The organism is Nocardioides sp. YIM B13467 (assembly GCF_042788075.1).
Taxonomy (GTDB): Bacteria; Actinomycetota; Actinomycetes; order Propionibacteriales; family Nocardioidaceae; genus Nocardioides.
Genome location: NZ_JBHZPJ010000046.1, coordinates 4,363,367 through 4,389,154 on the forward strand (window position 1 = coordinate 4,363,367; position 25,788 = coordinate 4,389,154).

Annotated in this window: 28 protein-coding genes; 22 read left to right on the forward strand and 6 right to left on the reverse strand. The window is 70.2% G+C overall.

The genetic code is table 11. The features are described 5' to 3' along the window. Positions 1 to 119: 119 nt before the first annotated feature. From ACFX43_RS28130 to kstD, 3 genes are all read right to left on the reverse strand, one after another. Positions 120 to 1,586, reverse strand: coding sequence for an FAD-binding protein (locus ACFX43_RS28130; RefSeq protein ID WP_378839895.1), 1,467 nt, complete (start codon positions 1,584 to 1,586; stop codon positions 120 to 122). Between the two features lie 94 nt (positions 1,587 to 1,680). Then, on the reverse strand, positions 1,681 to 2,595 hold the full coding sequence (locus ACFX43_RS28135) for a MaoC/PaaZ C-terminal domain-containing protein (protein WP_378839904.1): 915 nt from the start codon (positions 2,593 to 2,595) through the stop codon (positions 1,681 to 1,683). Next, complete coding sequence (kstD, locus tag ACFX43_RS28140) at positions 2,595 to 4,325, reverse strand: 3-oxosteroid 1-dehydrogenase (protein ID WP_378839917.1); 1,731 nt, start codon at positions 4,323 to 4,325, stop codon at positions 2,595 to 2,597. The genes ACFX43_RS28135 and kstD overlap by 1 nt, the downstream gene beginning before the upstream one ends. A 178-nt stretch (positions 4,326 to 4,503) precedes the next feature. Here kstD and hsaA point away from each other — a divergent pair, with 178 nt between their 5' ends. From hsaA to ACFX43_RS28175, 7 genes are read left to right on the forward strand one after another with little or no spacing between them, the layout of a single operon-like run. Further along, entirely contained in the window at positions 4,504 to 5,697 is a 1,194-nt protein-coding gene (hsaA, locus tag ACFX43_RS28145) for a 3-hydroxy-9,10-secoandrosta-1,3,5(10)-triene-9,17-dione monooxygenase oxygenase subunit (RefSeq protein ID WP_378839926.1), read from the forward strand. 1 nt (position 5,698) lies between these two features. Further along, positions 5,699 to 6,586: a 4,5:9,10-diseco-3-hydroxy-5,9,17-trioxoandrosta-1(10),2-diene-4-oate hydrolase gene (gene hsaD / locus ACFX43_RS28150; protein WP_378839932.1), complete on the forward strand. Its 888-nt coding sequence runs from the start codon at positions 5,699 to 5,701 to the stop codon at positions 6,584 to 6,586. Continuing rightward, positions 6,583 to 7,479, forward strand: a complete 897-nt coding sequence (gene hsaC / locus ACFX43_RS28155; protein WP_378839938.1) for an iron-dependent extradiol dioxygenase HsaC — start codon at positions 6,583 to 6,585, stop codon at positions 7,477 to 7,479. Before hsaD ends, hsaC begins: the two co-directional genes overlap by 4 nt. Positions 7,480 to 7,509: 30 nt before the next feature. Continuing rightward, entirely contained in the window at positions 7,510 to 8,091 is a 582-nt protein-coding gene (locus ACFX43_RS28160) for a flavin reductase family protein (protein ID WP_350720171.1), read from the forward strand. A 57-nt stretch (positions 8,092 to 8,148) separates the two neighbouring features. Next, entirely contained in the window at positions 8,149 to 8,484 is a 336-nt protein-coding gene (locus tag ACFX43_RS28165) for a metalloregulator ArsR/SmtB family transcription factor (protein ID WP_141804731.1), read from the forward strand. Further along, positions 8,484 to 9,401 carry a cation diffusion facilitator family transporter gene (locus ACFX43_RS28170; protein ID WP_378839947.1) on the forward strand — a complete coding sequence of 306 codons (918 nt, stop codon included), beginning with the start codon at positions 8,484 to 8,486 and terminating at the stop codon, positions 9,399 to 9,401. Before ACFX43_RS28165 ends, ACFX43_RS28170 begins: the two co-directional genes overlap by 1 nt. Then, the gene (locus tag ACFX43_RS28175; RefSeq protein ID WP_378839954.1) at positions 9,398 to 10,120 is read left to right on the forward strand and encodes a cation transporter; all 723 of its coding nucleotides are present in this window, start codon (positions 9,398 to 9,400) and stop codon (positions 10,118 to 10,120) included. Before ACFX43_RS28170 ends, ACFX43_RS28175 begins: the two co-directional genes overlap by 4 nt. Positions 10,121 to 10,151: 31 nt before the next feature. Here the strand turns inward: ACFX43_RS28175 and ACFX43_RS28180 are convergent, their stop codons facing one another. Beyond that, positions 10,152 to 10,562, reverse strand: a complete 411-nt coding sequence (locus tag ACFX43_RS28180; protein ID WP_378839958.1) for an RpiB/LacA/LacB family sugar-phosphate isomerase — start codon at positions 10,560 to 10,562, stop codon at positions 10,152 to 10,154. A gap of 23 nt (positions 10,563 to 10,585) precedes the next feature. After that, positions 10,586 to 11,038 (reverse strand): nuclear transport factor 2 family protein, encoded by a 453-nt coding sequence (locus tag ACFX43_RS28185; RefSeq protein ID WP_378839963.1) that lies wholly within the window; start codon positions 11,036 to 11,038, stop codon positions 10,586 to 10,588. An 87-nt stretch (positions 11,039 to 11,125) separates the two neighbouring features. On the opposite strand from ACFX43_RS28185, the gene ACFX43_RS28190 reads away from it, so the two are divergent. Next, the gene (locus tag ACFX43_RS28190) at positions 11,126 to 11,995 is read left to right on the forward strand and encodes an alpha/beta hydrolase (RefSeq protein WP_378839967.1); all 870 of its coding nucleotides are present in this window, start codon (positions 11,126 to 11,128) and stop codon (positions 11,993 to 11,995) included. Here the strand turns inward: ACFX43_RS28190 and ACFX43_RS28195 are convergent, their stop codons facing one another. Beyond that, a complete protein-coding gene (locus tag ACFX43_RS28195; RefSeq protein WP_378839972.1) occupies positions 11,996 to 12,835 on the reverse strand; it encodes an LLM class F420-dependent oxidoreductase in 840 nt (279 codons plus the stop codon). A gap of 62 nt (positions 12,836 to 12,897) precedes the next feature. On the opposite strand from ACFX43_RS28195, the gene ACFX43_RS28200 reads away from it, so the two are divergent. From ACFX43_RS28200 to ACFX43_RS28265, 14 genes are all read left to right on the forward strand, one after another. Further along, on the forward strand, positions 12,898 to 14,505 hold the full coding sequence (locus tag ACFX43_RS28200; RefSeq protein ID WP_378839979.1) for a GMC family oxidoreductase: 1,608 nt from the start codon (positions 12,898 to 12,900) through the stop codon (positions 14,503 to 14,505). A 7-nt stretch (positions 14,506 to 14,512) separates the two neighbouring features. After that, the gene (locus ACFX43_RS28205; RefSeq protein WP_378839983.1) at positions 14,513 to 15,310 is read left to right on the forward strand and encodes an enoyl-CoA hydratase/isomerase family protein; all 798 of its coding nucleotides are present in this window, start codon (positions 14,513 to 14,515) and stop codon (positions 15,308 to 15,310) included. Between the two features lie 54 nt (positions 15,311 to 15,364). Further along, positions 15,365 to 15,937 carry a TetR/AcrR family transcriptional regulator gene (locus ACFX43_RS28210; RefSeq protein WP_378839987.1) on the forward strand — a complete coding sequence of 191 codons (573 nt, stop codon included), beginning with the start codon at positions 15,365 to 15,367 and terminating at the stop codon, positions 15,935 to 15,937. A gap of 1 nt (position 15,938) precedes the next feature. Next, a complete protein-coding gene (locus ACFX43_RS28215; protein ID WP_378839992.1) occupies positions 15,939 to 17,174 on the forward strand; it encodes a cytochrome P450 in 1,236 nt (411 codons plus the stop codon). After that, positions 17,171 to 17,950 carry an SDR family oxidoreductase gene (locus tag ACFX43_RS28220; RefSeq protein ID WP_378839995.1) on the forward strand — a complete coding sequence of 260 codons (780 nt, stop codon included), beginning with the start codon at positions 17,171 to 17,173 and terminating at the stop codon, positions 17,948 to 17,950. The genes ACFX43_RS28215 and ACFX43_RS28220 overlap by 4 nt, the downstream gene beginning before the upstream one ends. Continuing rightward, complete coding sequence (locus tag ACFX43_RS28225; protein ID WP_378839998.1) at positions 17,947 to 19,332, forward strand: cytochrome P450; 1,386 nt, start codon at positions 17,947 to 17,949, stop codon at positions 19,330 to 19,332. The genes ACFX43_RS28220 and ACFX43_RS28225 overlap by 4 nt, the downstream gene beginning before the upstream one ends. Further along, complete coding sequence (locus tag ACFX43_RS28230) at positions 19,329 to 19,523, forward strand: ferredoxin (protein ID WP_378840001.1); 195 nt, start codon at positions 19,329 to 19,331, stop codon at positions 19,521 to 19,523. Before ACFX43_RS28225 ends, ACFX43_RS28230 begins: the two co-directional genes overlap by 4 nt. 1 nt (position 19,524) lies before the next feature. Beyond that, positions 19,525 to 20,127, forward strand: coding sequence for a hypothetical protein (locus tag ACFX43_RS28235; RefSeq protein WP_378840004.1), 603 nt, complete (start codon positions 19,525 to 19,527; stop codon positions 20,125 to 20,127). Continuing rightward, on the forward strand, positions 20,124 to 21,605 hold the full coding sequence (locus ACFX43_RS28240) for an aldehyde dehydrogenase (RefSeq protein ID WP_378840009.1): 1,482 nt from the start codon (positions 20,124 to 20,126) through the stop codon (positions 21,603 to 21,605). The genes ACFX43_RS28235 and ACFX43_RS28240 overlap by 4 nt, the downstream gene beginning before the upstream one ends. Positions 21,606 to 21,619: 14 nt before the next feature. Next, complete coding sequence (locus ACFX43_RS28245; RefSeq protein ID WP_378840012.1) at positions 21,620 to 22,366, forward strand: SDR family oxidoreductase; 747 nt, start codon at positions 21,620 to 21,622, stop codon at positions 22,364 to 22,366. Next, positions 22,363 to 23,244, forward strand: coding sequence for an NAD(P)-dependent oxidoreductase (locus ACFX43_RS28250; RefSeq protein ID WP_378840015.1), 882 nt, complete (start codon positions 22,363 to 22,365; stop codon positions 23,242 to 23,244). Before ACFX43_RS28245 ends, ACFX43_RS28250 begins: the two co-directional genes overlap by 4 nt. A 16-nt stretch (positions 23,245 to 23,260) precedes the next feature. Next, positions 23,261 to 23,686 (forward strand): carboxymuconolactone decarboxylase family protein, encoded by a 426-nt coding sequence (locus ACFX43_RS28255; RefSeq protein WP_378840031.1) that lies wholly within the window; start codon positions 23,261 to 23,263, stop codon positions 23,684 to 23,686. Next, a complete protein-coding gene (locus tag ACFX43_RS28260) occupies positions 23,683 to 25,296 on the forward strand; it encodes an FAD-dependent oxidoreductase (RefSeq protein ID WP_378840045.1) in 1,614 nt (537 codons plus the stop codon). Before ACFX43_RS28255 ends, ACFX43_RS28260 begins: the two co-directional genes overlap by 4 nt. A 65-nt stretch (positions 25,297 to 25,361) precedes the next feature. Beyond that, positions 25,362 to 25,787: a nitroreductase/quinone reductase family protein gene (locus ACFX43_RS28265; protein WP_378840050.1), complete on the forward strand. Its 426-nt coding sequence runs from the start codon at positions 25,362 to 25,364 to the stop codon at positions 25,785 to 25,787. Position 25,788: the final 1 nt, after the last annotated feature.

Genomic DNA, 25,788 nt, shown 5'->3' on the forward strand with positions numbered 1-25,788 from the left:
ATGTGATATGGCAACAGTTCGCTTGGTGAGCGTATGTAAAGACTAGCCGGAACCTGGGGTCGGCCGGCGATCGGTCTCGCCGGACGCGCCGAGGTTGTGAGGCCCGTCACCCGTGCCGGTCAGTCCAGCCCGGCCGCATGGCGCCCGGCGCGCCGGCCGAAGTAGGAGCCGTCTCCGAGCTGCATGCCGGATGCGTAGCCCTTGGCGTCCTGGGCGAGGTTGGCCGCGCAGGCGCCGGCGGCGTACAGGCCCGCGATCGCGGAGCCGTCCTCGCGGCGTACCTCACCTTCGACGGTGGTCGCCAGACCACCCATGGTGAACCCGGCGTACATCGCCTTGCCGAGGGAGAGGTCGTAGGCGCCCCAAGGGCCGGTGTCCTGCGGCTCGGTCCACTCCGGCGCCTTGTGGAGCTCGGGGTCCTCGCTGCCGGCGGCATGGGTGTTGTAGGAGGTCAGTGTCGCGTTCAGGGCGTCGATGGGTACGCCAAGGCCGGCCGCCATCTCCTCGACCGTCTCCCAGCCGTCGATGAACGGGCACAGCGGCATCTTCGGGTGCTCGATGTGCGCCGAGTCGACGATCAGGAACGCGGCCGAGTCCGGCTGCTCCATGACGAAGGCGGCCGTACGCGCGTGGTAGGAGTCCTCGGCCACGAACCGCTTGCCGTGCTTGTTGACGATGATCCCGGTGAGCAGGATCGAGGGCGGGTAGAACGGCGCGGTCTGGAACGGCTCGTCCATGAACCGCCAGCGGCCGCCCGCGGAGGCGCCCAGGCGCAGCCCGAGGCCGTCGTCGTAGGTGGAGGCCAGCGGGAAGAGCTTCTCGCCGAGCCGAGGCGTGTGCTCGGCGACCATGTCGGCGTTGCCGACGAAGCCGCCGGCGGCGAGGATCACCGCCTTGGCGCGGATCGCGCCACGCTCCTCGAACCGGCGCCAGGCCAGGCCGACGACGCGGCCGTCCTCGATCACCAGGTTGGTGGCACCGGTCTCGTAGCGGATCACTGCCGACGTCTCGGCCAGCCGGTCGGCCATCCGGTCGACGACCAGCTTGGCGCCGCCGGTGTCGCCCGGGACCGGCACCTTGTGACCGCGCGGCGCCGGGACGGCAAGGTCACGGAAGGGGTGGACCTTCTCGTTGCCGGTGTACATCAGCCCCTCGGTGCCGGGCTGGATGACGGCCTTGCCCGGCCAGAAGGTGCGCTCGAACTCGAAGCCGAGCGCTTCGAGCCAGTCGAAGTGCTCGACCGAGTCGTCGCAGTAGGCCCGGATCTTGTCGTCCTCGGGTTCCTTGGAGACGGCGCGGATGTAGTTGAACATCTCCTCGGCGGAGTCCTCGATCCCGGTCGCCTTCTGCACCGCGGTGCCGCCGCCGAGGTAGAAGTGGCCGCCGGCCATCGCCGAGGTGCCACCGGGCTCGGCAGCGCGCTCCAGGAGGATCGTGCGGGCGCCCGCCCTGGCCGCCTCCAGCGCCGCGGCCCCGCCGGCCACGCCGAAGCCGACCACGATCACGTCGGTCTCCTCCGACCAGCCGCCGAACCGCTCCTCGACGTCGGCGGGGGAGAGTACGTCGGGGAGTGTCGTGCCGCTCATGCCGTCCTCGCCTGTAACACGTCGTTCGTAGGACTATCCGGTCGTTCCCATAGGGCGAGTAGTCCTACGAACGACGTGTTACACCTCGCGCGGCTCATCGCACCTCCTCGCTTCGCTCGGTTGCTCCGGTCGCCTCCAGGTAGCAGTCGGCGAGGACAGGGGCGCCGTCACGCGCCGGATCAGCTGACGAGATCGTGGCTCTGACCAGGATCTTCGGCTTCTCGTCCCACGCCTCGATCGAGATCGTCTCGCAGGGGAAGACGATGCCGGCGAACCTGGCGCCGAACCCGGCGACCCGGGTCGCGTCGCCGTCCAGGAGCAGCCGGGTCGCCTCGCGCAGCACGATTCCGTAGGAGCACAGCCCGTGCAGGATCGGCTTGGGGAAGCCTGCCTTGGCGGCGAAGGCGGGGTCGGCGTGCAGCGGGTTGCGGTCGCCGCACAGCCGGTAGAGCAGCGCCTGCTGCTCGGTGACGTCGTACGCACTCACAGCATCCGGCGCGCGGTCGGGAACCGGCAGCGACGTCGACGGCCCGCGCTCGCCTCCGAAGCCGCCCTCGCCGCGTACGAAGATCGAGCTCCTGACCGTCCACAACGGATCGCCGGACGTGGTCGTGGCGACGCCTTCCTGGACGATGACGGCGGCCTTGCCCTTGTCCCAGACCTCGGCGATCCGGGTCGAGACGACGGCCTCTCCCGCGGTGGGGATCGGGCCGTCGACGTGGATCTCCTGGGAGCCGTGGAGCACCGAGGCCAGGTCGATGTCGCAGCCCGGGAGGTCGAGCGAGGGCGGCTCGGTGACGTGGAAGGTCGGCGCCACGACCCCGAAGGACGGCAGCACCGTCAGAGCGTCGGAGTCGAGTGTGTAGCGCAGCGCGGCCGGGTCGGTCGCGTCACCGGGACGCGATCCGGCGCCGATGCCGAGGTGGTAGAGCAGCACGTCGGAGGAACTCCACGAGAAAGACTGGGACGGCAACTCCGCGCCGATGGCCTTGGCCGGGTCGATGGGCATCAGCTGTGCTCCTTGTCTTCGGGCTCGGTGAGCGAGACGGCGCAGTCCTCGGCGGCCAGATAGCCGAAGACCAGGGCGGGACCGATGGTGGCGCCGGGACCGGCGTAGGTGCGGCCCATGACGGCGGAGGAGACGTTGCCGGCGGCGTACAGGCCTTCGATGGCGGAGCCGTCGGGGCGCAGGACTCGGGCACGCCTGTCGGTGACCAGGCCGCCCTTGGTGCCGAGGTCGCCGGGAGCCATCTTGACGGCGTAGAAGGGCGCCTGGTCGATGACGTTGAGCGAGCAGTTCGGCTTGACGGTGGGGTCGGAGTAGTACTTGTCGTAGGTCGACTCGCCGCGGTGGAAGTCCTCGTCGACGCCGGACTCGGCGAAGCCGTTGAACCGGGCCAGCGTCTCGCGCAGCCCGTCGACGGGCACCTCGATCTTCTCGGCCAGCGCCTCCACCGTCGAGGCCTTCACCACGACCCCGCTCTTGAGCCAGCGGCCCGGGAACGGCTGCCCGGGTCCGAGACCGGCGAAGATGTAGCGGTTGCGGTAGCGCTGGTCGAAGACCAGCCAGGCCGGGACGTGTGAGACGCCAGTCTCCTGGCCCTTGTAGATCTCGTGGACGGCCTCGACGTAGGGAAGCGCCTCGTTCATGAACCGCTTGCCCGCGCCGTTGACGATGATCGAGCCGGGCAGGTTGCGCTCGGCGAGCGCGAACCACGGCCGACCGGGGAACGGGATCGTCGGACCCCACCAGGACTCGTCCATCAGGTCGGTGTCCGCACCGGCCGCGATCCCGGCCAGGATGCCGCCGCCGGTGTTGGAGAAGGCGCCGGTGGTCCACTCGACCGAGGTCGGGGCGGGCAGGTACTTCTCCCGCATCTCCAGGTTGCGCTCGAAGCCACCGGAGCCGAGGATCACGCCGCGCCGTGCCCGGATCACTGTCGTCGGACCGGACTCACCGTGGCGCACCTCGACTCCCACGACGCGGCCGCCCTCGGTGACCAGGCCGACGAGCTCGGTCTGGTAGCGGATCTCGACGCCGGCATCCAGGAGCCCCTTGCGCAGCCCGATCGCGAGCGCCGCGCCCATGGCGTACATCTTCTTCCCGAGAAGTCCGGCGAGGATCCGTGCGACAGCGATCTTGACCATCGTGATCGGGCCCCTGATCGTGCGCATGCCGAGGCTGATCTTGCGGAAGTCGGCCTGGGTGACGACCATGTTGGCCGGCGACTTCGTATAGGGCGGATGCAGTCGCGAGAGTTCCTCGCCGATCACCCGGGCGTCGAGCGGGACCGGCTCCACGGAGCGGCCGGCACCGCGGCCGCCGGGGGCCTCGGGGTGGTAGTCGGCGTAGTCGGGGACCCAGTTGAATCGCACCGGCGTCTTATCGCAGACGAACGAGAGCACCTCCGGGCCGCGGTCGAGGAACGTCTCACGCCGGTCGCTGGGCACGACGTCGCCGACGATCGACTCGAGGTAGAGGCTGGCGGCCTCGGGGGAGTCCTTCTGGTGGGCCGCCTCGAGGGCGTGGTTGCGCGGGATCCAGACCCCGCCGCCCGAGCGGGACGTCGAACCGCCGAAGTAGGCGCTCTTCTCGATGACGACGGTCTCGAGGCCGTGGCGGCGGGCGGCGGCAAGCGCGGCGGTCATCCCGGCGCCTCCGGCACCCACGACCACGACGTCGTACGTCTCGTCGCTGGCCGCCTCGGTCACCGGCTGCCCCGCATCACTCTGTCCCATGGTGCTCCCTCAACCTCGCCTCTGTCTCAGAACTGAAACACGTTCTACCATAGACGACAGTGCACTAAACACGCCCGGGGACTCGACAAAACTGAAACGTGTTCTAGTATTGATCCATCGGCAGCGCACGAACCGCGCCGCCCGAGGACTCATGGACACCATGCAGGAAGGCAGAGCGGTGAGCGAACCGACACAGCGCCCCCACAAGGACGCACAGACCGTCAGGGACGGGGTGCAGGACCTGCTGCCCACGATCAGGGAGCGCGCCGAGGAGACCGAGCGTCTCCGGGTCGTGCCCGAGTCCAGCGTCAAGGAGCTGGAGGAGGTCGGCTTCTTCAAGCTGCTGCAGCCGGCCCGGTTCGGCGGTCTCGAGGCGGACCCGGTCGACTTCTACACCTGTGTGCGCGACATCGCCTCGGCATGCGGATCGACGGGCTGGGTCTCCAGCGTCCTGGGTGTGCACCCCTGGCAGATCGCGCTCTTCGACGACGAGGCCCAGCAGGCGGTCTGGGGCGAGGACCCCGACACCCGGGTCTCCTCCTCCTACGCCCCGGTCGGCAAGGCGGTCATCACCGAGGGCGGCTTCAACCTCTCGGGGCGTTGGTCGTTCTCCTCCGGCTGTGCGCACGCCACCTGGGTGCTGCTCGGCGGCCTCGTCTTCAACGACGAGGGCCAGGTGGTCGACTTCCGTACGTTCCTGGTGCCGCGCGAGCGCTACGAGATCGTCGACGTCTGGAACGTCGTCGGCCTGGCGGGCACCGGCTCCAACGACATCGTGGTCGAGGACGTCTTCGTCCCGGAGACGTTCACGCTCTCGATGGCCGAGACCGGACGCTGCAAGGGTCCCGGGCAGGCGGTCAACACCGGTGACCTCTACAAGCTGCAGTTCCACTCGCTGTTCACCACCACGATCACCACGCCGATCATCGGCATGGCCCGCGGCGCCTACGAGGAGCACGTGGCCATGCAGCAGAACCGGGTCCGCGCCTCCTACGGTGAGAAGGCGTCCTTGGACCCCTTCGCCGCCGTGCGCGTGGCGACGGCGTCCTCCGACATCGACGCCGCCTGGGCGCTGCTGATGGGCAACATCCGCGAGCAGCAGGCCTACGTCGCGCGCGGCGAGAAGATCCCGATCACCCAGCGGCTGCGGATCCGGCGCGACCAGGTCCTCGGCACCCAGCGGGCGATCGACGCGATCGACCTGCTCTTCGAGGCCTCCGGCGGCCGGGCGCTGGCCAACGGCACCCCGCTCCAGCGGGCCTGGCGCGACGCCCACGCGGGCCGCGTCCACGCCGCCAACGACCCCGAGCGGGCGCTGCAGATGTACGGCGCCTCCGAGTTCGGGCACAAGGTCGACCCGGGGATGTACTGAGATGGTTCTCGTGAAGGATGACGTCGCCCACGACGTCCGGATCAAGACCGAGGCGGCGGGGGAGATCTCGCTGCGCTACTACGATCTCGGCTCGCCGCAGGACGATCGGCTGCCTCTGGTGATGCTTCACGGCGGGGGTCCCGGGGCCTCGTCGTGGTCCAACTTCGGCACCGCGCTGGAGGGCTTCGCGGCCGACTTCCGCACGATCCTGGTCGACCAGCCCGGCTTCGGGGCCTCCGACAAGCCGGAGGTGGTGGGCAACTACTACCGCTTCGCCGGCGATGCGGTGATCGCCCTCCTCGACGAGCTGGGCCTGAAGAAGGTGCACCTGCTGGGCAACTCGCTCGGTGGCGGGACCGCCATGCGGATCGCGCTGACCTACCCGGACCGGGTGGGGCGGCTGGTGCTGATGGGGCCGGGCGGGCTCTCGCTCAACCTCTTCCATGCCGATCCCACCGAGGGCGTACAGCGCCTGATGGACTTCTCCGGCGACCCGACACGGGAGGCGCTCAAGGCGTTCATCTCGACCATGGTCGTCGATCAGCGGCTGGTCACCGACGAGCTGGTCGAGGAGCGGTTCGCGGACGCGACGGCGCCCGGCGCGCGCGAGGCGATGGCGTCGATGGGGTGGTCGTTCTACAACCCCGAGACCGCCGAGGACGGCATGCTGTGGCGCGAGGCGCACCGGCTCAAGCACCACACCCTGCTCACCTGGGGGCGCGAGGACCGGGTCAACCCGCTCGACGGAGCGTTCCCCGCTCTCAAGCTGATCCCCAAGGCGCAGCTGCATGTCTTCCCGCGCTGTGGGCACTGGGCACAGATCGAGGCCGCCGACGAGTTCCGCGAGATCGCGGTCAACTTCCTGAAGCGGCACAAGGAGCGCGCATGATCGACATCAAGTCCATGGGCTACGTACGCGTCACCAGCACCGACCTGGAGGCGTGGCGTACGTTCGCGGAGAAGGTCCTCGGGCTGATCACGGCCAAGGGGCCGGACCCGGATCACCTCTACTACCGCATCGACGAGGTCTCGGCCCGGCTGGTGATCGAGCCGGGCGATGTGGACCAGCTCAGCTGCGTCGGCTGGGAGGTCGCCGACCACACCGCGCTGGCGCAGGCCCGCGAGCACCTGGAGAAGTCCGGGGTCGAGGTCGAGGAGGGCACCCCTGAGGAGCTCGCCGAGCGCCGGGTGCAGGAGATGCTGCGCTTCCGCGACCCCTTCGACAACGTCTTCGAGCTCTTCCACGGCATCACCTACGAGCGCCGCCCTGCGGTCTCGCCCTACGGCCACACCTTCGTGACCGGCGAGCAGGGGATGGGCCACGTGGTGATCCCGGTCTCCGACGACGTCGAGGCACTGGAGTTCTACCGCGACACGCTCGGGTTCCGGCTGCGTGACTCGATGAGCATGCCGGGGGAGTTCGCAGGCAAGGAGCCCGGCACGAAGATCTGGCTGCGGTTCCTCGGGATCAACCCGCGCCACCACTCGCTGGCGTTCCTGCCGTTCCCCAACGACTCCAAGTGCGTCCACATCATGCTCGAGGTCGACAAGCTCGACGACGTCGGCCGGGCGCTGGAGCGGGTGAAGAAGTACGGCGCGAAGCTCTCGGCGACCCTCGGTCGGCACATGAACGACGAGATGGTCTCCTTCTACGTGAAGTCGCCGGGTGGTTTCGACATCGAGTTCGGCACCGAGGGGCTGCAGGTCGACGACCAGAAGTGGGTCGCCCGGGAGTCCACGGCCGTCTCGTACTGGGGTCACGACTTCGGCGTAGGCCAGTGATCGGGTATGCGTATAGAGGTGCCTGATGGGATGTCTCCCGATGCCGCCGAGAGCTGGCCGCATCCGGAGCTGATCGAGTCCTTCCACGGTCGCTTCGACTTCGAGGCGCCACCGTCCCCACCGGAGACCCCTGCCGACGCGGAGGCGGACGCCCGGTTCCGTACGGTGCTGGGCCGGTTCGCCTCCGGCGTCACCGTGATCGCGGCGCAGACCGCCGAGGGCCCGGTCGGGATGACCTGCCAGTCGTTCTCCTCGGTGTCGCTGCGGCCGCCGCTGATCCTCTTCGCGCCGACGAAGTCCTCGCGGGCCTGGGCTCGGATCCGTCGCGCCGGGCACTTCTCGGTCAACATCCTCGCCGCCGGCCAGGAGGCCGTCTCGAACCAGTTCGCCTCGCGTGCCGCGGACAAGTACGCCGACATCTCCTGGACCCCGTCGGCCCATCACGGCGACCCGCATCTCGACGGCGCCGTCGGCTATCTCGACTGCGCGGTCCACTCGGTCCACGAGGAGGGCGACCACTATCTCGTCGTCGGCCGCGTCCTGGACCTCGAGGAGGGCGCCGCCACGGAGCCGCTGCTCTTCTTCCGCAGCAACTACCGGGAGCTGGACTGACCGGTCCTGCGACGGTTCAGCTTTTGCTGAATACATGTTTCGATGTACTGTCGCGGCATGGTCACCGCCACCACCTCGTCTCTGGACGCCCTCGCCCGGTTCGGGCACGCCCTCTCCGACGCCACCCGGGCCCGGGTCCTGATGCAGCTGCGCGAGGGGCCGGCCTACCCCGCCGAGCTGTCCGAGTCGCTGGGCGTGACGCGTCAGTCGATGTCGAACCACCTGGCCTGCCTGCGCGGCTGTGGCCTGGTCGTCGCCGTCCCCGAGGGCAGGCGGACGCGTTACGAGCTCGCCGACGGCCGCCTCGCGCACGCACTGGCTGACCTGCACGACCTGATCCTGGTCACCGACCCGGAGGCCTGCCGCGACTCCGCCGAGCAGGGCTGCTGCTGATGGGCCACGGTCACGGACACGGGCACGGCGCCGCTGTGGGTCACGCCGGTGGCAGGCACAGGTGGCGGCTGGCGGTCACCTTCGCCATGGTGGCGGCGTTCCTGGTCGTCGAGCTCGTCGCGGGCCTGTGGTCGGGGTCGTTGGCGCTGATCTCGGATGCCGGCCACATGACCGCGGACGTCGTCGCGCTGGGCGCGGCGCTGGTCGCGACCCGGATCGCCACCCGCGCCGACACCACCGGTCGCCGCACCTACGGCTCCTACCGGGTCGAGGTGTTCGCCTCCGGCCTGACCGTCCTGGTGATGCTCGGGGTCGCGGTCTACGTCGTGCTCGAGGCGATCGGCCGCATCGGGGAGGGATCCGAGGTCCAGACCGGGGCGATGCTCGTGGTCGGCGCCATCGGCCTGGCCATCAACCTGGCCTCGATGCTGCTCCTGCGTGCGGGGGCCAGCGAGTCGCTCAACCTCAAGGGCGCCTACTTCGAGGTGGTGGCCGACGCCGCCGGAAGCGTCGGTGTGATCGTGGCCGGACTGCTGGTCGCGGCCACCGGGCAGCCGTTGTGGGACACGGCAGTCGCCGTCGCCATCGGAGTCTTCGTCGCCGTACGCGCCGTCTCCCTGGGCCGTCAGGTCCTGGCGGTTCTCGGCCAGCACGTCCCCGAGGGCATGGAGGTCGACCAGGTCGTCGCCGACCTCGAAGCGGTCCCGGGCGTGGACGGCGTCCACGACCTGCACGTGTGGACGTTGACGTCCGGGATGCATGTCGCCACCGCGCATCTCGTCCTGGATGCCGGCACCGATGCTCAGACCGTCCTGGCCGAGGCGCAGACCGCGCTCGCCACCCGGCACCAGATCGAGCATGCCACCCTTCAGACCGAGACCGCCCCGACCCGGCAGTGCCATGAGGTGAACTGGTGAGCTCCGAGCTTCCGATCCATGTCATCGGCCGACGCGAGGATGTGCCGCCGCCGGTCTCGGGCCCCGAACCGTCTCGGCGGGCTGTCCTGGTGCGACGGGTCCGCCTCCTGGTCGCCTTCACCATCGCCTACAACGTGATCGAGGCGGTGGTGGCGATCGCGGCCGGAGCGATCGCCGGCTCGGCGGCGCTGCTCGGCTTCGGTCTCGACTCGGTCATCGAGGTCTCGTCCGCTCTCGCGGTCGCCTGGCAGTTCGCCGGCCGCGATCCCGAGGCCCGCGAGAAGGTAGCGCTGCGGATCATCGCGCTCTCCTTCTTCGGGCTCGCCGCCTTCGTCTCCTATGACGCCGTCACCGGCCTGATCGCCGGGCACGCCGCCGATCACTCCGGCCTCGGCATCGGCATCGCCGCACTGAGCCTGCTCGTCATGCCCGCCGCCTCCTGGATCCAGCGGCGCACCGGCAACGAGCTCGGCTCCCACTCCGCCGTGGCCGACTCGAAGCAGACGCTGCTGTGCACCTACATGTCCGCCGCGCTGCTCGTCGGCCTGCTCGCCAACAGCGCCTGGGGCTGGTGGTGGGCCGACTCGGTCGCCGCGCTCGTCATCGCGGCACTGGCTGTGGGGGAGGGGATCAACGCGTGGCGTGGTGAGGTCTGCTGCACTCCCGCCGGGGCCCTGACCGGCCACGAGGACTGCGACAACGGATGCGCCTGCTGCTGACCGGGGGGCGGCCGGGTGTCCGGAGCGGCGCTCACAGCTCGTCGAGGCGCTTGATCGCGGCCGCTTCCTCGGGGTCGGGATCGGTCTCGTCGAGGAAGGCTCGGGTGACCTCGACCGCGACGTCGGGGGCGAGGCGCTTGAGGCTCATCGCCAAGACGTTGGCGTCGTTCCACAGGCGCGCGTTGTGGGCGATCCAGGGCTCCCAGGCGAGGGCGGCGCGTACGCCGGGGACCTTGTTGGCGGCGATCGCCGTGCCGGTGCCGGTCCAGCACATCACCACGCCGACGTCGGCACGGCCCTCGACGACCGCCCGGCCGATGCCGGCGCCGAGGTCGGGCCAGGAGTCGGTCTCGATGACCTCGACGTCCCCGCGATCCCGCAGCTCGGCGAGCACGGCTCGGGTCGTCTCGTTCTCGTCGTCGCTTCCGAAGGCGATCCGCATGGTGCCGAACCTACCGCCGTTTCTCAGGCGTGCGTGGCCGGTCCGCCGGGTCCGGTGAATTTCGCGTGCGGCTGGTCCTTGAAGCTGGTGGTGAGCTCCCAGGTGCGCTCGTAGCCGGTGTGGGCGATGCGCCAGCCGAGCGGCGTACGGATATAGCGGTCCTCGTAGAAGGCGGCGCCTTCGAGGGCGAACTCGTAGGCGGGGGCGAAGACCTTGTCGTAGAGATACCAGCGGCCGGTGGCCGCATCGCCATCGACCGCGATCTCCGGGTGGTGGAGGTGGTGCATCGTGATGATCTCCGCGGGCAGGTTGGTCCGCATGTAGTCGACCAGCTCGGCGGGCGAGGTGAACGAGAGCCCGGCGTAGTCGGCGGTGGCGTCGTCGCTGAAGCAGGTGGCGAACTCGTCCCACTGCTTGGTGTCGAGGAGGCGTACGTAGCGGTACTTGAGCTGCTCTATCTCGCTGATGTCACTCATGGCCCGATCATAGTAGAACGTGTTCTATTTTGAGAGGCGTCTACGTGAGCTGTGCGGTGACGTTCGACCACCGGTTGGCCGTACGTCATGACGAAGACCGCCGTCGAGGTGCAGGATCGCGGTGTGGACGGGATGGTCGAGCTGCGCGAGCGGCGCGCGGCGCTGTTGGCGAACCGCCGCCTGACCTGGGTGTTCGGAGCGGACGACCCAGGCGTGGTGGTGCGCGAGGCATGGGCCGGCGAGATCCGGCTGCGGGTCCACGTCCCACGAGCCCAGGCCTCGGCGCGGCCGATCGTGCTGGCCTTCCATGGCGGCGGCTGGTGCTGGGGATCGCCCGAGCAGTCGCGCTGGATGGCCGGCCGGATCGCGGCCCGCACCGGGGCGATCGTGGTCGCGCCGGCCTACCGGCTCGCCCCGGAGCACCCCTATCCGGCGGCGGTCGAGGACTGTTGGGCCGTGCTGACGTGGGTCGTCGCGAACGCCGGCGAGCTCGGCGCCGATCCGACGAGGATCGCCGTCCTGGGCGACAGCGCCGGCGGCACGCTGGCTGCGGTCCTGGCGCTGCGCGCCCGGGACGAGGGTGAGTCCTGGATCCGCGGCCAGGTGCTGATCTATCCGCTCGTCGATCTCGTCGGCCTGCGTGGTCGGGGGCTGGGTGAGATCGTGAAGAACTACCTCGGCGGCGACGGGTCGCTCGCCGAGGAATGGCAGGCCTCGCCGCTGCGGGCGAGATCCCATGCCGGACTGCCGTCTGCCCTCGTGCTCACCGCGCGGTTCGACCCGCTGCGCCCGCATGCCGAGCGCTACGCCGCGGCGCTGCGTACGGCTGGGGTGGAGGTGGCCTTGCATCGTCCCCGGCTGGCGACCCACGCCTACCTCACCCTGCCGGGCATCTCGCCGGCCTCGCGAGGCGGCCTGGCTCGGATCGTCGGCTTCCTGCGCGAGCGGCTGGGGTGATCAGCCGAGGTCGAGCCTGCCCGCGAGCTTGTCGAGGTAGGTGAGCACACCGGCCGGCTCGGTGTCGGGGACGCCCCAGATCAGCTCGTCGGCCACCGACCACTCGGCGAGATCGTCGGGTGTCGGCCGCTTCGCGACGAGGACGCGGACCTCGGGTTTGCCCGCGCGGCCGGCCGACTCCCACTCGTCCTGCAGTGTCTTCACCTTGTCGCCGATGCCGGCCTCGGTCGGGGTCGACATCCAGCCCTCCGCGTTGCGGGCGATCCAGCGCAGCGTCTTCGGGCCGCCGCCGGCGCCGACGATCGTCGGGATCCGGCCCTGTGGCGGCTTCGGGTAGGCCCACGACGGGCCGAATGAGACGAACTCGCCCGCATAGGAGGCCTCCGGGTCGGTCCACAGCGCGCGCATCGCCTCCAGATACTCCTTCAGCGCGGTGCGCTTGCGGTCGCCCGGGATGCCGTGGTCGGCCAGCTCGTCGGTGTTCCAGCCGAACCCGACCCCGAGCGAGACCCGGCCGCCGGAGAGATGGTCGAGGGTCGCGATCGTCTTGGCGAGCGTGATCGGGTCGGACTCGACCGGCAGTGCGACCGCCGTGGAGAGCCCGATCCGCGAGGTCACCGCGGCGCAGGTCCCGAGCGTGACCCAGGGGTCGAGCGTACGCAGGTAGCGGTCGTCAGGGAGCTCGGTGCCGCCGGTGGGGTGCAGGGCGTCGCGGCGCACCGGGATGTGGGTGTGCTCGGGCACGTAGAACGTGTCGAAGCCGCGCTCCTCGGCGGCGGAGGCGAGCTCGGCGGGCGCGATGCCGCGGTCCGAGGTGAACAGGACGATGCCGTGGCGCATGACACAACAGTAGAACGTGTTCTAGTCTTTGCGGAAGGGATCGCCGGGAGAGAGAAGTGAACATGGAAGCCGACTACATCGTCGTAGGCGCCGGGAGCGCGGGCTGCGCCACCGCCCGCAGGCTGGCCGAGAGCGGTGCCAGCGTGATCGTGATCGAGGCGGGCACCAAAGACACCGCCTTCGGGATCAAGAACCTGCTCGAGCTCCCCGGCGCGGTCGCCGCGATGCTCTCCACGCCACAGCTGAAGAAGCTGGTCGACTGGGGCTACAAGTCGGTCCCGCAGAGTGGTGCCCTCGACCGGGTCATCCCGATGACCCGCGGCAAGGTGCTGGGCGGCTCGTCCTCGATCAACGGCATGCTCTGGGTGCGCGGCAACCGCCAGAACTTCGACGACTGGGCGGCCGACGGCGCGACCGGATGGTCCTACGACGACGTGCTGCCGGCGTTCAAGCGGATGGAGGACTTCGAGGGCGGCGGGGACGAGTTCCGCGGCCAGGGCGGGCCGGTGAAGGTGCGCTACCAGAAGGACCTCACCCCGGCGACGCAGACCTGGCTCGACGAGGCGCCCAAGCGGCTCGGGGTCAGCGCCCTCGACGACTACAACGGCAAGGAGCAGGAGGGTGTCGGAGTCGTCCAGCTCAGCGCCTCCGAGGGGCGCCGCTACTCGGCCTCGAAGGCCTACCTGCGCGAGCAGCCGCTGGACAACCTGCTCATCCTGACCAAGGCCCAGGTCACCCGCGTACGGATCGAGGGCTCGCGTGCCACCGGCGTCGAGGTCGTCGGTGCCGACGGCGACAAGCAGACCATCCGGGCGACCCGCGAGGTGATCGTGGCGGCCGGCGTCTACGGCTCGCCGCACCTGCTGATGCTCTCCGGAATCGGTCATTCCGACCACCTTCGCGACCACGGCATCCAGGTCCACGCCGACCTTCCCGTCGGCGACAACTTCCACGACCACCTGTTCGTGCCGGTCTCGTTCCGGATGGATTCGGCGCTGCGGCGGCCCACGCCCGCCTACTTCGCCGCCGGCTTCGCGAAGTCGCGGCTCACCCGCAAGGGCTGGGCTGCCGGCTCGCAGTTCGAGGCCTTCGGCTTCGTACGCAGCGCCCTGGCCGATCGGGTCCCCGACCTGCAGCTGCACGTCCTCTACTGGGTCTACCCGTTCCCGAACCAGGACGGCGACAAGGGCATCCGGCCACCGACGAGCAAGCCTGGCCTGTGCATCCTGCCGACGCTGATCTACCCCGAGAGCCGCGGCACCGTACGCCTGGCCAGCGCCGACCCGCTCGCGCACCCGCTGCTCGACCCGGCGTACCTGAAGTCGGGCAAGGACACCGAGGTGCTCCTGGACGGGATCGCGAAGGTGCGCGAGATGATGGTCGGTCTCGGGGACAACCAGGGCGAGATCTCGCCCGGCCCGTCGTACGCCGCCCCGGAGGCGACCCGTGAGCTGCTGCCCAACATCGTGCACAGCGTCTACCACGGCGTCGGCACCTGCCGGATGGGGTCGGACGAGCGTGCCGTGGTCGACCCGTCGCTGCGGGTGTTGGGCATCGACGGCCTACGCGTGGCCGACGCGAGCGTGATGCCCTCGATCACCGGCGGCAACACCAACGCGCCCTCGATCATGATCGGCGAGCGCGCCGCCGACCTGATCCTGGGCCGATAGGAGACACATGTCCGACCTGCTGCTGAGCCAGGACCGCGACCGCGTCCGTACGCTCACCCTCAACCGTCCCGACCAGCTCAACGCCTTCAATTCGGCGCTCTACTCCGAGGTCGCGGAGGCGCTGCACGCCGCTGTCGAGGACCCGGGGGTGGCCGTGGTGGTGCTCACCGGAGCGGGCCGGGCGTTCTCCGCCGGTCAGGACCTGCTGGAGATGGCCGAGCTGGCCCAGGGGGAGTCCTCGGACCTGTTCGGGGCGGATTATGGCTTCGTCAAGCTCGTGAAGGCGCTCGAAGCCCTGGACAAGCCACTGGTCCTTGCGATCAACGGGATCGGCCTGGGGATCGGGCTGACCATCATCGGCTATGCCGACCTGGTGCTGATGTCGACGAAGGCTCGTCTCAAGACTCCGTTCACCAGCCTCGGCGTCGCGCCGGAGGCGGCCTCCTCCTACCTGCTGCCGCGGCTGGTCGGGCGGCAGGAGGCGGCCTGGATCCTGCTCTCCTCGGAGTGGGTCAGCGCCGAGGACGCGCTTCGGATGGGCCTGGTCTGGCGGCTGGCGGAGCCGGACGCCTTGGCCGCCGAGGCGCACCGGGTGGCGGCCACGCTGGCCAGGCAGCCGATCTCCAGCCTGCGGGCGGTCAAGGCCACCATGACCGCACCGCTGCGCGAGGGTGCGGCAGCCGCGCGGGAACGTGAGAACGCGCTCTTCGCCGAGCTGATGGGCGGCCCGGCGAACGCCGAGGCCCTGGCGGCCTTCGCCGAGGGGCGGGCTCCGGACTTCACCAACCTCCCGCCAGGAATGTGAAACGTGTTCCAGAATTTCCTTGCAGTCAGTTAGAACACGTTCTAATCTGGACACATGTCCAGTCAGGTGCACGACACCACTCGCCGCGGTCTCGACGGCCGCCAGGCGCGTACGGTCGAGCGGCTCATGACCGCCGGCGCCGAGGAGCTGCGAGCCGTCGGGCATGAGGCACTGACTGTCCGCGGAGTGGCGCTGCGCGCCGGGGTCTCCTCGGCGACGGCCTACACCTACCTCGCCTCCAAGAACCACCTCTTCGTCGAGCTCTTCTGGCGCCACCTCACCGAGGCGCCGGCGGTCGAGGAGACCGGATCCGGCGCGGATCGGGTGCAGGCGGCCGTACGCGGCCTGACCACCCGGATCGCGGAGGAGCCGGCGCTCGCGGCGGCGGTCACGCCGGCGCTGCTGGGCAGCGATCCCGACGTCGAGCGGCTGCGGCTGCGGATCGGTGCCGAGTTCGCCTCGCGGTTCGAGGCCGCGCTCGGGGACGGTGCGGCCGACGCCGTGCGGGAAGCCCTGCTGCTCGCCTTCTCCGGGGCTCTGCTGCAGGCGGGCATGGGCCTGATGACCTACGACGAGATGGCCGACCGGCTCGCCCCGGTCGTGACCGTGATCGTCGGTAAGGAGTGAGATGACCAGCACAGCGACCGAGATCTTCGACCCCTACGACTACGACTTCCACGAGGACCCCTACCCGGTCTATGCCCGGCTGCGGGACGAGGCGCCGCTCTACTACAACGCGTCCGACGACTTCTGGGCGCTCTCCCGGCATGCCGACGTGCACGCCGCGGTGAAGAACGACATCACCTTCTCCAACCGGATGGGGGTCTCGCTCGACGCCAGCGCGTGGAACGCCGACGCCCATCGGGTGATGTCCTTCCTGGCCCTGGACGGCAAGGAGCAGACCCGGCTGCGGAAGCTGGTCTCGGCCGGGTTCACGCCCCGGCGCGTACGCGAGCTCACCCCGCAGATCCAGGCGCTCGCCGACCGCTACCTCGACGCGTTGGTCGCGGCCTGCGCCGAGACCGGAGAGGCGGACTGGATCGCCGAGCTCGCCGGCAAGCTCCCGATGGACGTCATCTCGGAGATGATGGGCGTCCCCGTCGCCGACCGCGACGAGGTGCGCCGCCTGGCCGACCTGGTGGTGCACCGTGAGGACGGCGTACGCGACGTGCCGGAGGCCGGGATGACGGCCGCGCTCGAGCTGATCGGCTACTACGCCGAGATGGTCGCGCAGCGGCGCAAGCAGCCCAGCGAGGACCTCACCTCGGCACTCGTCGAGACCGAGGTCGACGGCGACCGGCTGCTCGACCACGAGGTGATCGCGTTCCTGTTCCTGATGGTCGTGGCAGGCAACGAGACCACCACCAAGCTGCTCGGCAACGCGCTCTTCCACCTCGGCGCCCACCCCGCTCAGCTCGCCGAGGTCTTCGCCGATCCCGAGGACACCGCGCCGGTGGGCGCATGGATCGAGGAGACCCTGCGCCACGACACATCCAGCCAGATGCTGGCCCGCTACGTCGCCGAGGACGTCGAGCTCCACGGCCAGGTCGTTCCGGCCGGTTCGAAGCTGCTCGTCCTGCTCGGCTCGGCCAACCGCGACGAGCGCGTCTTCACCGCCCCGGACGTCTTCGACATCCATCGCCCCTCCGACGAGCTCGGCAGGATCATGAGCTTCGGCGTCGGCCGGCACTTCTGTCTCGGCGCCAACCTCGCCCGGCTCGAGGCCCGGGTCGTGCTGGCGGAGCTGGTGCGGCGTACGTCTGGCTTCGAGGTCCACGCCGGCCGCGCTGTCCGCGTGCACTCCACCAGCGTGCGTGGGTTCGCCGAGCTGCCCGTCACGTTCGCCCGGAGGGCTGTGCGATGAGCAAGTACGCACAGCCCGACCGCCGTCCGGCGGTGATCACCGGCGCCTCCTCCGGGATCGGCGCGGAGACCGCGAAGGCGCTGGCCACGGCTGGTCTCCCGGTGGCGCTGGGCGCTCGGCGGCTCGACCGGGTCGAGGAGATCGCCGCCGCGATCCGGGCCGACGGGGGAGAGGCGGTCGCGCACCCGCTCGACGTGACCTCGGACGAGTCGGTCGCCGAGTTCGCCGCGAAGGCGGTCGCGGACCTGGGCGACGTCGAGGTCGTGGTCAGCAACGCCGGCGTCACCCATCCGGGCGCGACCGTCGACGTCTCCACCGAGACCTTCGGCGGCCAGGTCGACATCAACCTGCTCGGCGCCCACCGGATCCTGCGCGCCTTCGGGCCCGGGATGATCGAGCGGCAGCGCGGCGACCTGGTCTTCCTCTCCTCCGACGTGGCGGTCAGGCCGCGGCCGTTCATGGGAGCGTACGCAGCCTCCAAATGGGGCCTGGAAGGCATGGTCAACGCGCTCCAGATGGAGCTCGAGGGCACCGGCGTCCGGGCCTCCATCGTGCGACCCGGTCCGACGCACTCCGACATCGGCAACGAGTGGCCCGCCGAGCTCGGCGGCTTCGTGCTGGAGCAGTGGGTCAGGTGGGGTCTCGCGCGCCACCCACACTTCCTCAAGGCCCAGGCGCTGGCCGACGCGATCACGTCGGTCGTGACCGCCAAGCGCGGAGTCCACATCAGCACCATCGACGTCAACCCCGAAGCCCCTGTGCAGGAGCCACGATGACGATCCCCACCGTCTCCACCGTTCTGGACGACCAGGACCCGAGCGTCCCCGAGATCATCCGCGGCACCGGACATCTGCCCGAGATGCGGGTCGACCCGATCTCGCTGTTCTCCCGCGTCCGCGAGGAGTGCGGCGACCTCGGGCGCTTCCGCCTCGCTGACAAGGACGTCGTCCTGGTCACCGGGGCCGAGGCCAACGAGGCGTTCTTCCGGGCGCCCGACGACGTGCTCGACCAGGCGGCGGCGTACCCGTTCATGACGCCGATCTTCGGCAAGGGCGTCGTCTTCGACGCCTCTCCGGAGGAGCGGCAGCAGATGCTGAAGAACCAGGCCCTGCGCGGCGACATGATGCGCGGGCACGCGCAGACGATCGAGGCCGAGATCCGCCGGATGATCGCCGGCTGGGGCGATGAGGGCGAGATCGACCTGCTCGACTTCTTCGCCGAGCTGACCATCTACACCACCTCGGCGTGCCTGGTCGGGAAGCCGTTCCGCGAGGAGCTCGACTCGTCCTTCGCCCAGCACTATCACGAGCTGGAGCACGGCACGGACGCGATCGCGTACGTCGACGCCTACGCCGACATCGAGAGCTTCCGGATGCGCGATGAAGCCCGTACGAGGCTCGTCGCGCTGGTCCAGGCGATCATCGACAAGCGGGTCGCGCGGGCCAAGGAGAATGGGGGCAGCGTAGCTCGCGAGGAGCGCGACCTCCTCGACGTGCTCATCTCGATCGACATGGACACCGACACCATCACCGGGGTCTTCATCTCGATGATGTTCGCCGGCCATCACACCTCCTCCGGCACCGCGTCCTGGGCGATGATCGAGCTGCTGCGGAACCCGTCGGTGATGGCGGACGTCGTCGGCGAGCTCGACGACCTCTACGCGGACCCCGATGGAGATGGCGCAGTGGAGGTGAGCTTCCAGGCGCTGCGGTCCATCCCGGTGCTCGAGGCGGCGCTGAAGGAGACGCTGCGGCTGCACCCACCCCTGATCATCCTGATGCGGCTGGTACGCGAGGACTTCGAGCTGCTCGGCGAGACCATCCCCGCCGGCACCCTGCTCGCCGCCTCGCCACGGGTCTCCAACCGGATCGAGGCCGACTTCCCGAAGGCGGAGTCCTTCGACCCGAGCCGCTACATCGACCCGCGCCAGGAGGACATGCAGAACCGCTGGACCTGGATCCCGTTCGGCGCCGGCAAGCACCGCTGCGTCGGCAACGCGTTCGCGATGATGCAGATGAAGGCGATCTTCTCGGTCATCCTGCGCGACTACTCGTTCGAGGCGGCGCAGCCGCTGGAGTCGTACGCCGACGACTTCACCAAGATGGTGATCCAGCTCCAGCAACCGTGCCGCGTGCGCTACCGGAGGCGGTCGCCGTGAAGCTCGCTGCTGATCTGGGACTGTGCCAGGGACATCAGGAGTGTCTCGCGGAGGCACCCGAGCTCTTCGCCTTCGACGAGGAGAGCTATCAGGTCGTCGTACGTGTCCCCGAACCGTCCGTGGAGCAGGTGCCCGCCGCGCGTGCGGCCGTCAAGTACTGCCCTGCTTTCGCCCTCACCCTGGAGGACTGACATGAACCGCACCGAGATCGAAGGGTTCTGGGCCGACTGGCTCAGCCTTAACCGTCAAGCAGAGGCTGAGGGTGATTGGGCACCGCTGGCCGACGTCTACGCCGAGGATGCGACGTACGGCTGGATGTACACGCCCGATGAGCACTTCATGGCCGTCGGCCGCGAGCAGATCCGGGAGTGGGCGCTCGGCACCGAGATGGCCGGGCTCGAGGGCTGGCACTACGACTACCAGGCGACGGTCATCGACGACGTGAATGCGATGGTCATCGGCTTCTGGCGGCAGCGGGCCGGGATCATCGACGACGCGACCGGCGAGGAGTACGAGATCCTCGGCATCGGCGGCTCCTGGTTCGGCCTCGCGCCGCGGCCCGACGGCGACGGGCTGGAGTTCGCCTGGCAGCGGGACTGGTTCGACCTCGGGTCCACCGCGACCACCTTCCTCGACATCGTCAAGGCCAAGAAGGCCACCGCCGGGCTGTTGGAGCGGATGTCGCTGAACGGCATCGAGCAGCCCGGCCACTACCGACTCGCCGACCTGCCCTCGACCGTCTGGCCGCCGCCCGTCGCGGCCGGGACCTTCGTGACCCAGGAGCTGCCGAGATGACGCGCATCCCCACCAATCCGCCCGCCCAGCAGCTCGTCGACGGCAAGCTCGGCGCGGCCAGCTCCGGCGAGACGTACGCCATCCTCAACCCGGCCACCGGAGCCGAGATCGGGCGCGCACCCGACTCGACGGCGCAGGACATGGACGCGGCCATCGCCGCCGCGCGCAGGGCGTTCGACGAGACCGACTGGTCGACCAACGTGGCGTTCCGGGTCCGGTGCCTGCGCCAGCTGCACCAGGCGATCGTGGACGAAGCCGAGATCCTGCGAGAGCTGACCACCGCCGAGGTCGGAGCGCCCGCGTTCCTGGTCGCCGGACCGCAGTTCGACACCCCGGTCGAGACGTTGAAGTGGACCATCGACCTCGCCGAGTCCTTCGAGTGGGAGCGGGACCTCGGCGTCGGAGTCACGATGGGCATCTCCTCGCGGCGTACGGTGCGGCGCGAGGCCGTCGGTGTCGTCGCGGCGATCACGCCATGGAACTTCCCCAACCAGATCAACCTGGCCAAGATCGGCCCGGCGCTGGCAGCGGGCAACACCGTGATCCTCAAGCCCGCCCCGGACACGCCGTGGCTGGCCGCGGAGCTGGGCCGGCTGGCGGCCGAGCACACCGATCTCCCGCCGGGCGTCTTCAACGTCGTCACCCCGCGCGACAACCGGGTGGCCGCGATGCTGGCCGAGGACCCGCGAGTCGATCTGGTCTCCTTCACGGGGTCGACGGCCACCGGCCGGGCGATCATGGCAGCCGCTGCACCCAGCCTGAAGAAGGTCTTCCTCGAGCTCGGTGGCAAGTCCGCGGCGATCGTCCTCGATGACGCCGACGTCGCCTCGGCCGCCTCGATGGCGGCTTTCTCGGTGGCCGTGCACGCAGGTCAGGGGTGTGCTCTGACCACCCGGCTGCTGGTTCCTCGTGAGTCCTACGACGCGGCCGTCGAGGCGGCCGCGGCGACGATGGCCTCCCTCGGGGCGGGCGACCCGGCCGATGCCGGCACGATCTGCGGCCCGGTGATCTCCGCGGTCCAGCGCGACCGGATCCTCGGCTACCTCGCGCTCGCCGAGGAGGAGGGTGGTCGCATCGCCACGGGCGGAGCCGTCGCGGTCCAGGACGGCGACCTCGCCGGCGGCTTCTGGATCGAGCCCACCGTCGTCGCCGGCCTCGACAACTCCGCCCGCGTCGCCCGCGAGGAGATCTTCGGCCCCGTGCTCACGGTGATCCCGCACGACGGCGACGATGACGCCGTACGCATCGCCAACGACTCGCCCTACGGTCTCTCCGGCTCCGTGGAGTCCGGGTCGCTGGAGCGTGCGAAGTCGGTGGCCGCCCGGATCCGCACCGGCACCGTCGGCGTCAACGGCGGCCAGTGGTTCGGCCCCGACGCCCCCTTCGGCGGCTACAAGCAGTCCGGCCTCGGCCGGGAGATGGGCGTCGAAGGCTTCGAGGAGTACCTCGAGACCAAGCTGATCGCGGAGCCCGCATGAGCACAGGAGAGACCATGAGGTTCACGGACAAGGTCATCGTCGTCACCGGCGCCGCGCAGGGCATCGGCGAGGCGTACGCCAAGGGGCTGGCCGCCGAGGGCGCCGCCGTCGTCGTCGCCGACCTGAACGAGGAGAAGGGGCAGCAGGTCGCCAAGGAGATCGAGGCGGCCGGCGGCGTCGCCAGGTTCGTACGCTGCGACGTCTCCGACCACGCGTCGGCGGCCGCGCTGGTGGCCGAGACGACCGAGGCGTACGGCGGGATCGACGGGCTCGTCAACAACGCCGCGATCTACGGAGACATGGCCTTCGACCTGCTGATCACCGTCGACTGGGACTACTACGAGAAGTTCATGAGCGTGAACCTCAACGGGGCCCTGGTGATGACGCGCGCCGTCTACCCGGCGATGCAGAAGCGGGGCGGTGGGGCGATCGTCAACCAGTCCTCGACCGCCGCCTACCTCTACTCCGGCTTCTACGGGCTGGCCAAGGTCGGCATCAACGGGCTGACCCAGCAGCTCGCCCACGAGCTCGGCGGGATGAACATCCGGGTCAACGCGATCGCGCCGGGGCCGACCGACACCGAGGCGACCCGCACCCAGGCCGGTGACGCGGCCAAGGAGATGACGAAGCAGATGGCGATCAAGCGCCTCGGCACCACCGAGGACATGGTCGGAACCGCGAAGTTCCTCCTCTCCGAGGACTCCTCGTGGATCTCCGGCCAGATCATCGCCGTCGACGGCGGCGGGACGTTCCGGCTGTGACCGCGGTGCCCAGGACGCGCGCCGGGTTCGTCGGGCTCGGCAACATCGGCAAGCCGATGGCGCTCCAGCTCGCCGGCACGGACGGGATCGAGCTGTGGGTGCACGACATCGCCGAGGAGCCCGTCGCCGAGCTCGGTGCCGCCGGTGCGAAGGCGGCAGGCTCGGTCGCCGAGCTGGCCTCGGCCGTCGACGTACTCGGCGTGATGGTGCGCGACGACGACCAGGTGCGCCAGGTGCTCGCCGAGGTGCTCACGTCCGTGGGTGACCGTCCGGGGCCAGACCCACTGACGGTCCTGGTGCACTCCACGGTGGCCCCGGAGACACCGGCCGAGCTGGCGGCGACCGCCGAGCCGCACGGGGTGAACGTGCTCGACGCCCCCGTCTCCGGCGGCCCGATGGGAGCCGCCGAAGGCACCCTGGCCATCCTCGTGGGCGGCAGCCCGGAGGCGTACGCAGCGGCCGGCCCGGTCCTGACCGCGATGGGCTCCAAGGTGGTCCATGCCGGCCCGGTCGGCGCCGGGACCAGGTTCAAGCTGGCCCGCAACCTGCTCCACTTCGCCTCCTTCACCGCCGCCACCGAGGCCCAGCGCCTCGCCGAGGCGGCCGGGCTCGACCTGGTGGCGCTCGGCGATGTCGTACGCCACACCGACGCGATCACCGGTGGCCCGGGCGCGATCATGCACCGCGACACCACCGCGCCGATCGAGGAGACGGACTTCTGGCACGGCGTCTTCGGCCACGTGGTCGGGCTGGGGGAGAAGGACCTCGGCTTCGCGATCGCGCTCGCCGACGAGCTCGGCGTCGAGGTTCCGCTCGCCCGGCTCGCGCTCGAGCGCCTGGCACCGGGGCTCGGCCTCCCCAAGAACTCGTCCCACTGATCAAGGAACCATGGACATGAGTACAGAACACATGAGTGAGGGCCCCGACAAGTTCGCCGACCTCCCCGAGCAGCGCGCCAAAGGCCTGCGCAAGATGGAGGAGGTCTACGGCTTCGACATGGCCGATGGCGAGGGCGACTTCTTCCGCTACACCGCCGACCACCTCTTCGGCGACATCTGGCAGCGCCCGGGCCTGACCACCCGCGACCGCCGCCTCCTGCTGATCGGCCTGCTCGCCGGCCAGGGCGCCGCGGACGTACTCGGGATCCAGATCCCCGCGGCGTACGCCAACGGCGAGCTCTCCGAGGACGAGCTGCGCGAGATCGTGGTGTTCCTGAGTCACTACGCGGGATGGCCGAACGGTGCCAGGATGAACACGGTCGTCGAGGAGGCGATCGGCAAGGCCCAGAAGACGGCTCAGCGGAAGGCTCAGCGCTCATGACGTACGTCATCACCCAGTCGTGCTGCAACGACGCCTCCTGCGTGGAGGTCTGCCCGGTCGACTGCATCCACCCCGGGCCCGACGAGCGTGGCTTCGGTGCCGCCGAGATGCTCTACGTCCACCCCGACGAGTGCATCGACTGCGGAGCCTGCGAGGACGCCTGCCCGGTCAACGCGATCTTCCCGGACTACGAGGTCCCGGACGCCTTCGCTCCCTACGTCGACATCAACGCCGCCTTCTTCGAGTTCACCGGCGAGCAGGACGAGCCCGCGCCGCTGCCGTCGCCGGGTCCCAAGATCACCGGCACGGGCCCGCTCAAGGTGGCCGTGGTCGGGGCCGGCCCGGCCGGTTGGTACGTCGCCGAGGAGCTCGCCGCCACCCGCCGCTGCGACGTCGAGATCACCGTCATCGACCGGCTCGCGACTCCCTACGGTCTGGTCCGCTACGGCGTCGCGCCGGACCACCTGGACACCAAGGAGATCGTCTCCGGGTTCGCGAAGACGGCCCGCCACCGCCGGGTGCGGACGCGCTACAACGTCGAGATCGGGCGCGACGTCACCCACGAGGAGCTCCTCGGCGCCCACCACGCGGTCGTCTACACCACCGGCGCGGGCGAGGGCCGCAGCCTCGGCCTGCCGGGGGAGGAGCTGCCGGGCTCGACCTCAGCGGCGGAGCTCGTCGGGTGGTACAACGGCCATCCCGACCGGGCCGAGCTCACCTTCCCGCTCGCGCACGAGCGGGCCGTCATCATCGGGAACGGCAACGTCGCCCTCGACCTGGCCAGGCTGCTGCTGGCCGACGAGGCGGCCCTGACGGCTTCCGACCTGGCTCCGGCCGCGCTCTCCGCCCTGGCGGCCAGCGGCATCCGCGAGGTCGTCGTGACCGCCCGCCGCGGCGCAGAGCACGCCGCCTTCACCAGCCCCGAGCTGCGGGCACTGGCCGATGCCCGGGGCATCGAGGTCGTGGTCGACGAGGCGGACCTGGCCGCACTGCCGACCGAGGCGGACACGACCGAACGCAATGCCGCCACCTTCGGGGCGCTCCAGAAGGCCGACCTGCTCCGCGACCTGGCCACCCGGCCGCGTACCGACGCCGCGAAGCGGCTCGTCCTCCGCTTCGGCCTCACGCCCACCGAGATCCTCGGCACGGAGACCGTCGCCGGGGTGCGCTTCGACGGCGGCGAGGAGATCGAGGCCGGCCTGGTGGTCCGCGCCACGGGCTACCGCTCCGCCGGGGTCGCGGGCGTTCCGACCGAGGAGGGCAGCGGTCGTTTCCCCCATGAGGCCGGCCGGGTGATCGGCGTCGACGGCACCTACACCGCCGGCTGGGCGAAGCGCGGTCCCAGCGGCGTGATCGGCACCAACCGCGCCTGCGCAGCCGAGACCGTACGCACCCTCCTGGACGACTACGCCGCCGGCTCGCTCGCCGACCCCGCCGGAGAGTCCCTCGACGATCTCCTGGCCGAACGCGGCGTGATCGTCGTCGACCAGACCGGCTGGAACACGCTCGACACCCACGAGTGCGAGTCCGGCAAGGAGATGGGCCGGCCGCGGGCGAAGGTGACCGACCGGGAGGAGCAGGTGCGGATCGCGGCCCTCGCTCGCGTTTGACCGGTGCCCGTTGGGCATGTCTGCAAGAGTGGGTGAAAACCGATTCCTCGGGGGAAAGGCACTCCATGTCTGGCAGCGACTACAAGGACTGGAACCAGTCGATCATCGACGAGTTCCGCTCGAACGACGGCAACGTGACCTCGGTGCCGTTCGGGCGCGGGCTCGTGCTGGTGCACCACACCGGCGCCAAGACCGGCACCGAGAGGGTCTCGCCGGTGGCCAACCTCCACCCGGACTCCGACACCTGGCTGATCGCCGCGTCCAAGGCAGGCGCGCCCGAGAACCCGGCGTGGTACCACAACCTCCTGGCCCACCCGGAGACCAAGATCGAGACCCCGGACGAAGGGGTCGTCGAGGTCGAGGTGACCGAGCTGACCGGCGACGAGCGCGACGCCGCCTGGGATCGCTTCAAGGCGATGAGCCCCGGGTTCGGCGAGTACGAGGCCAAGACCGACCGGGTCATCCCGGTCCTCGCGCTGCGCCGCCGCTGAA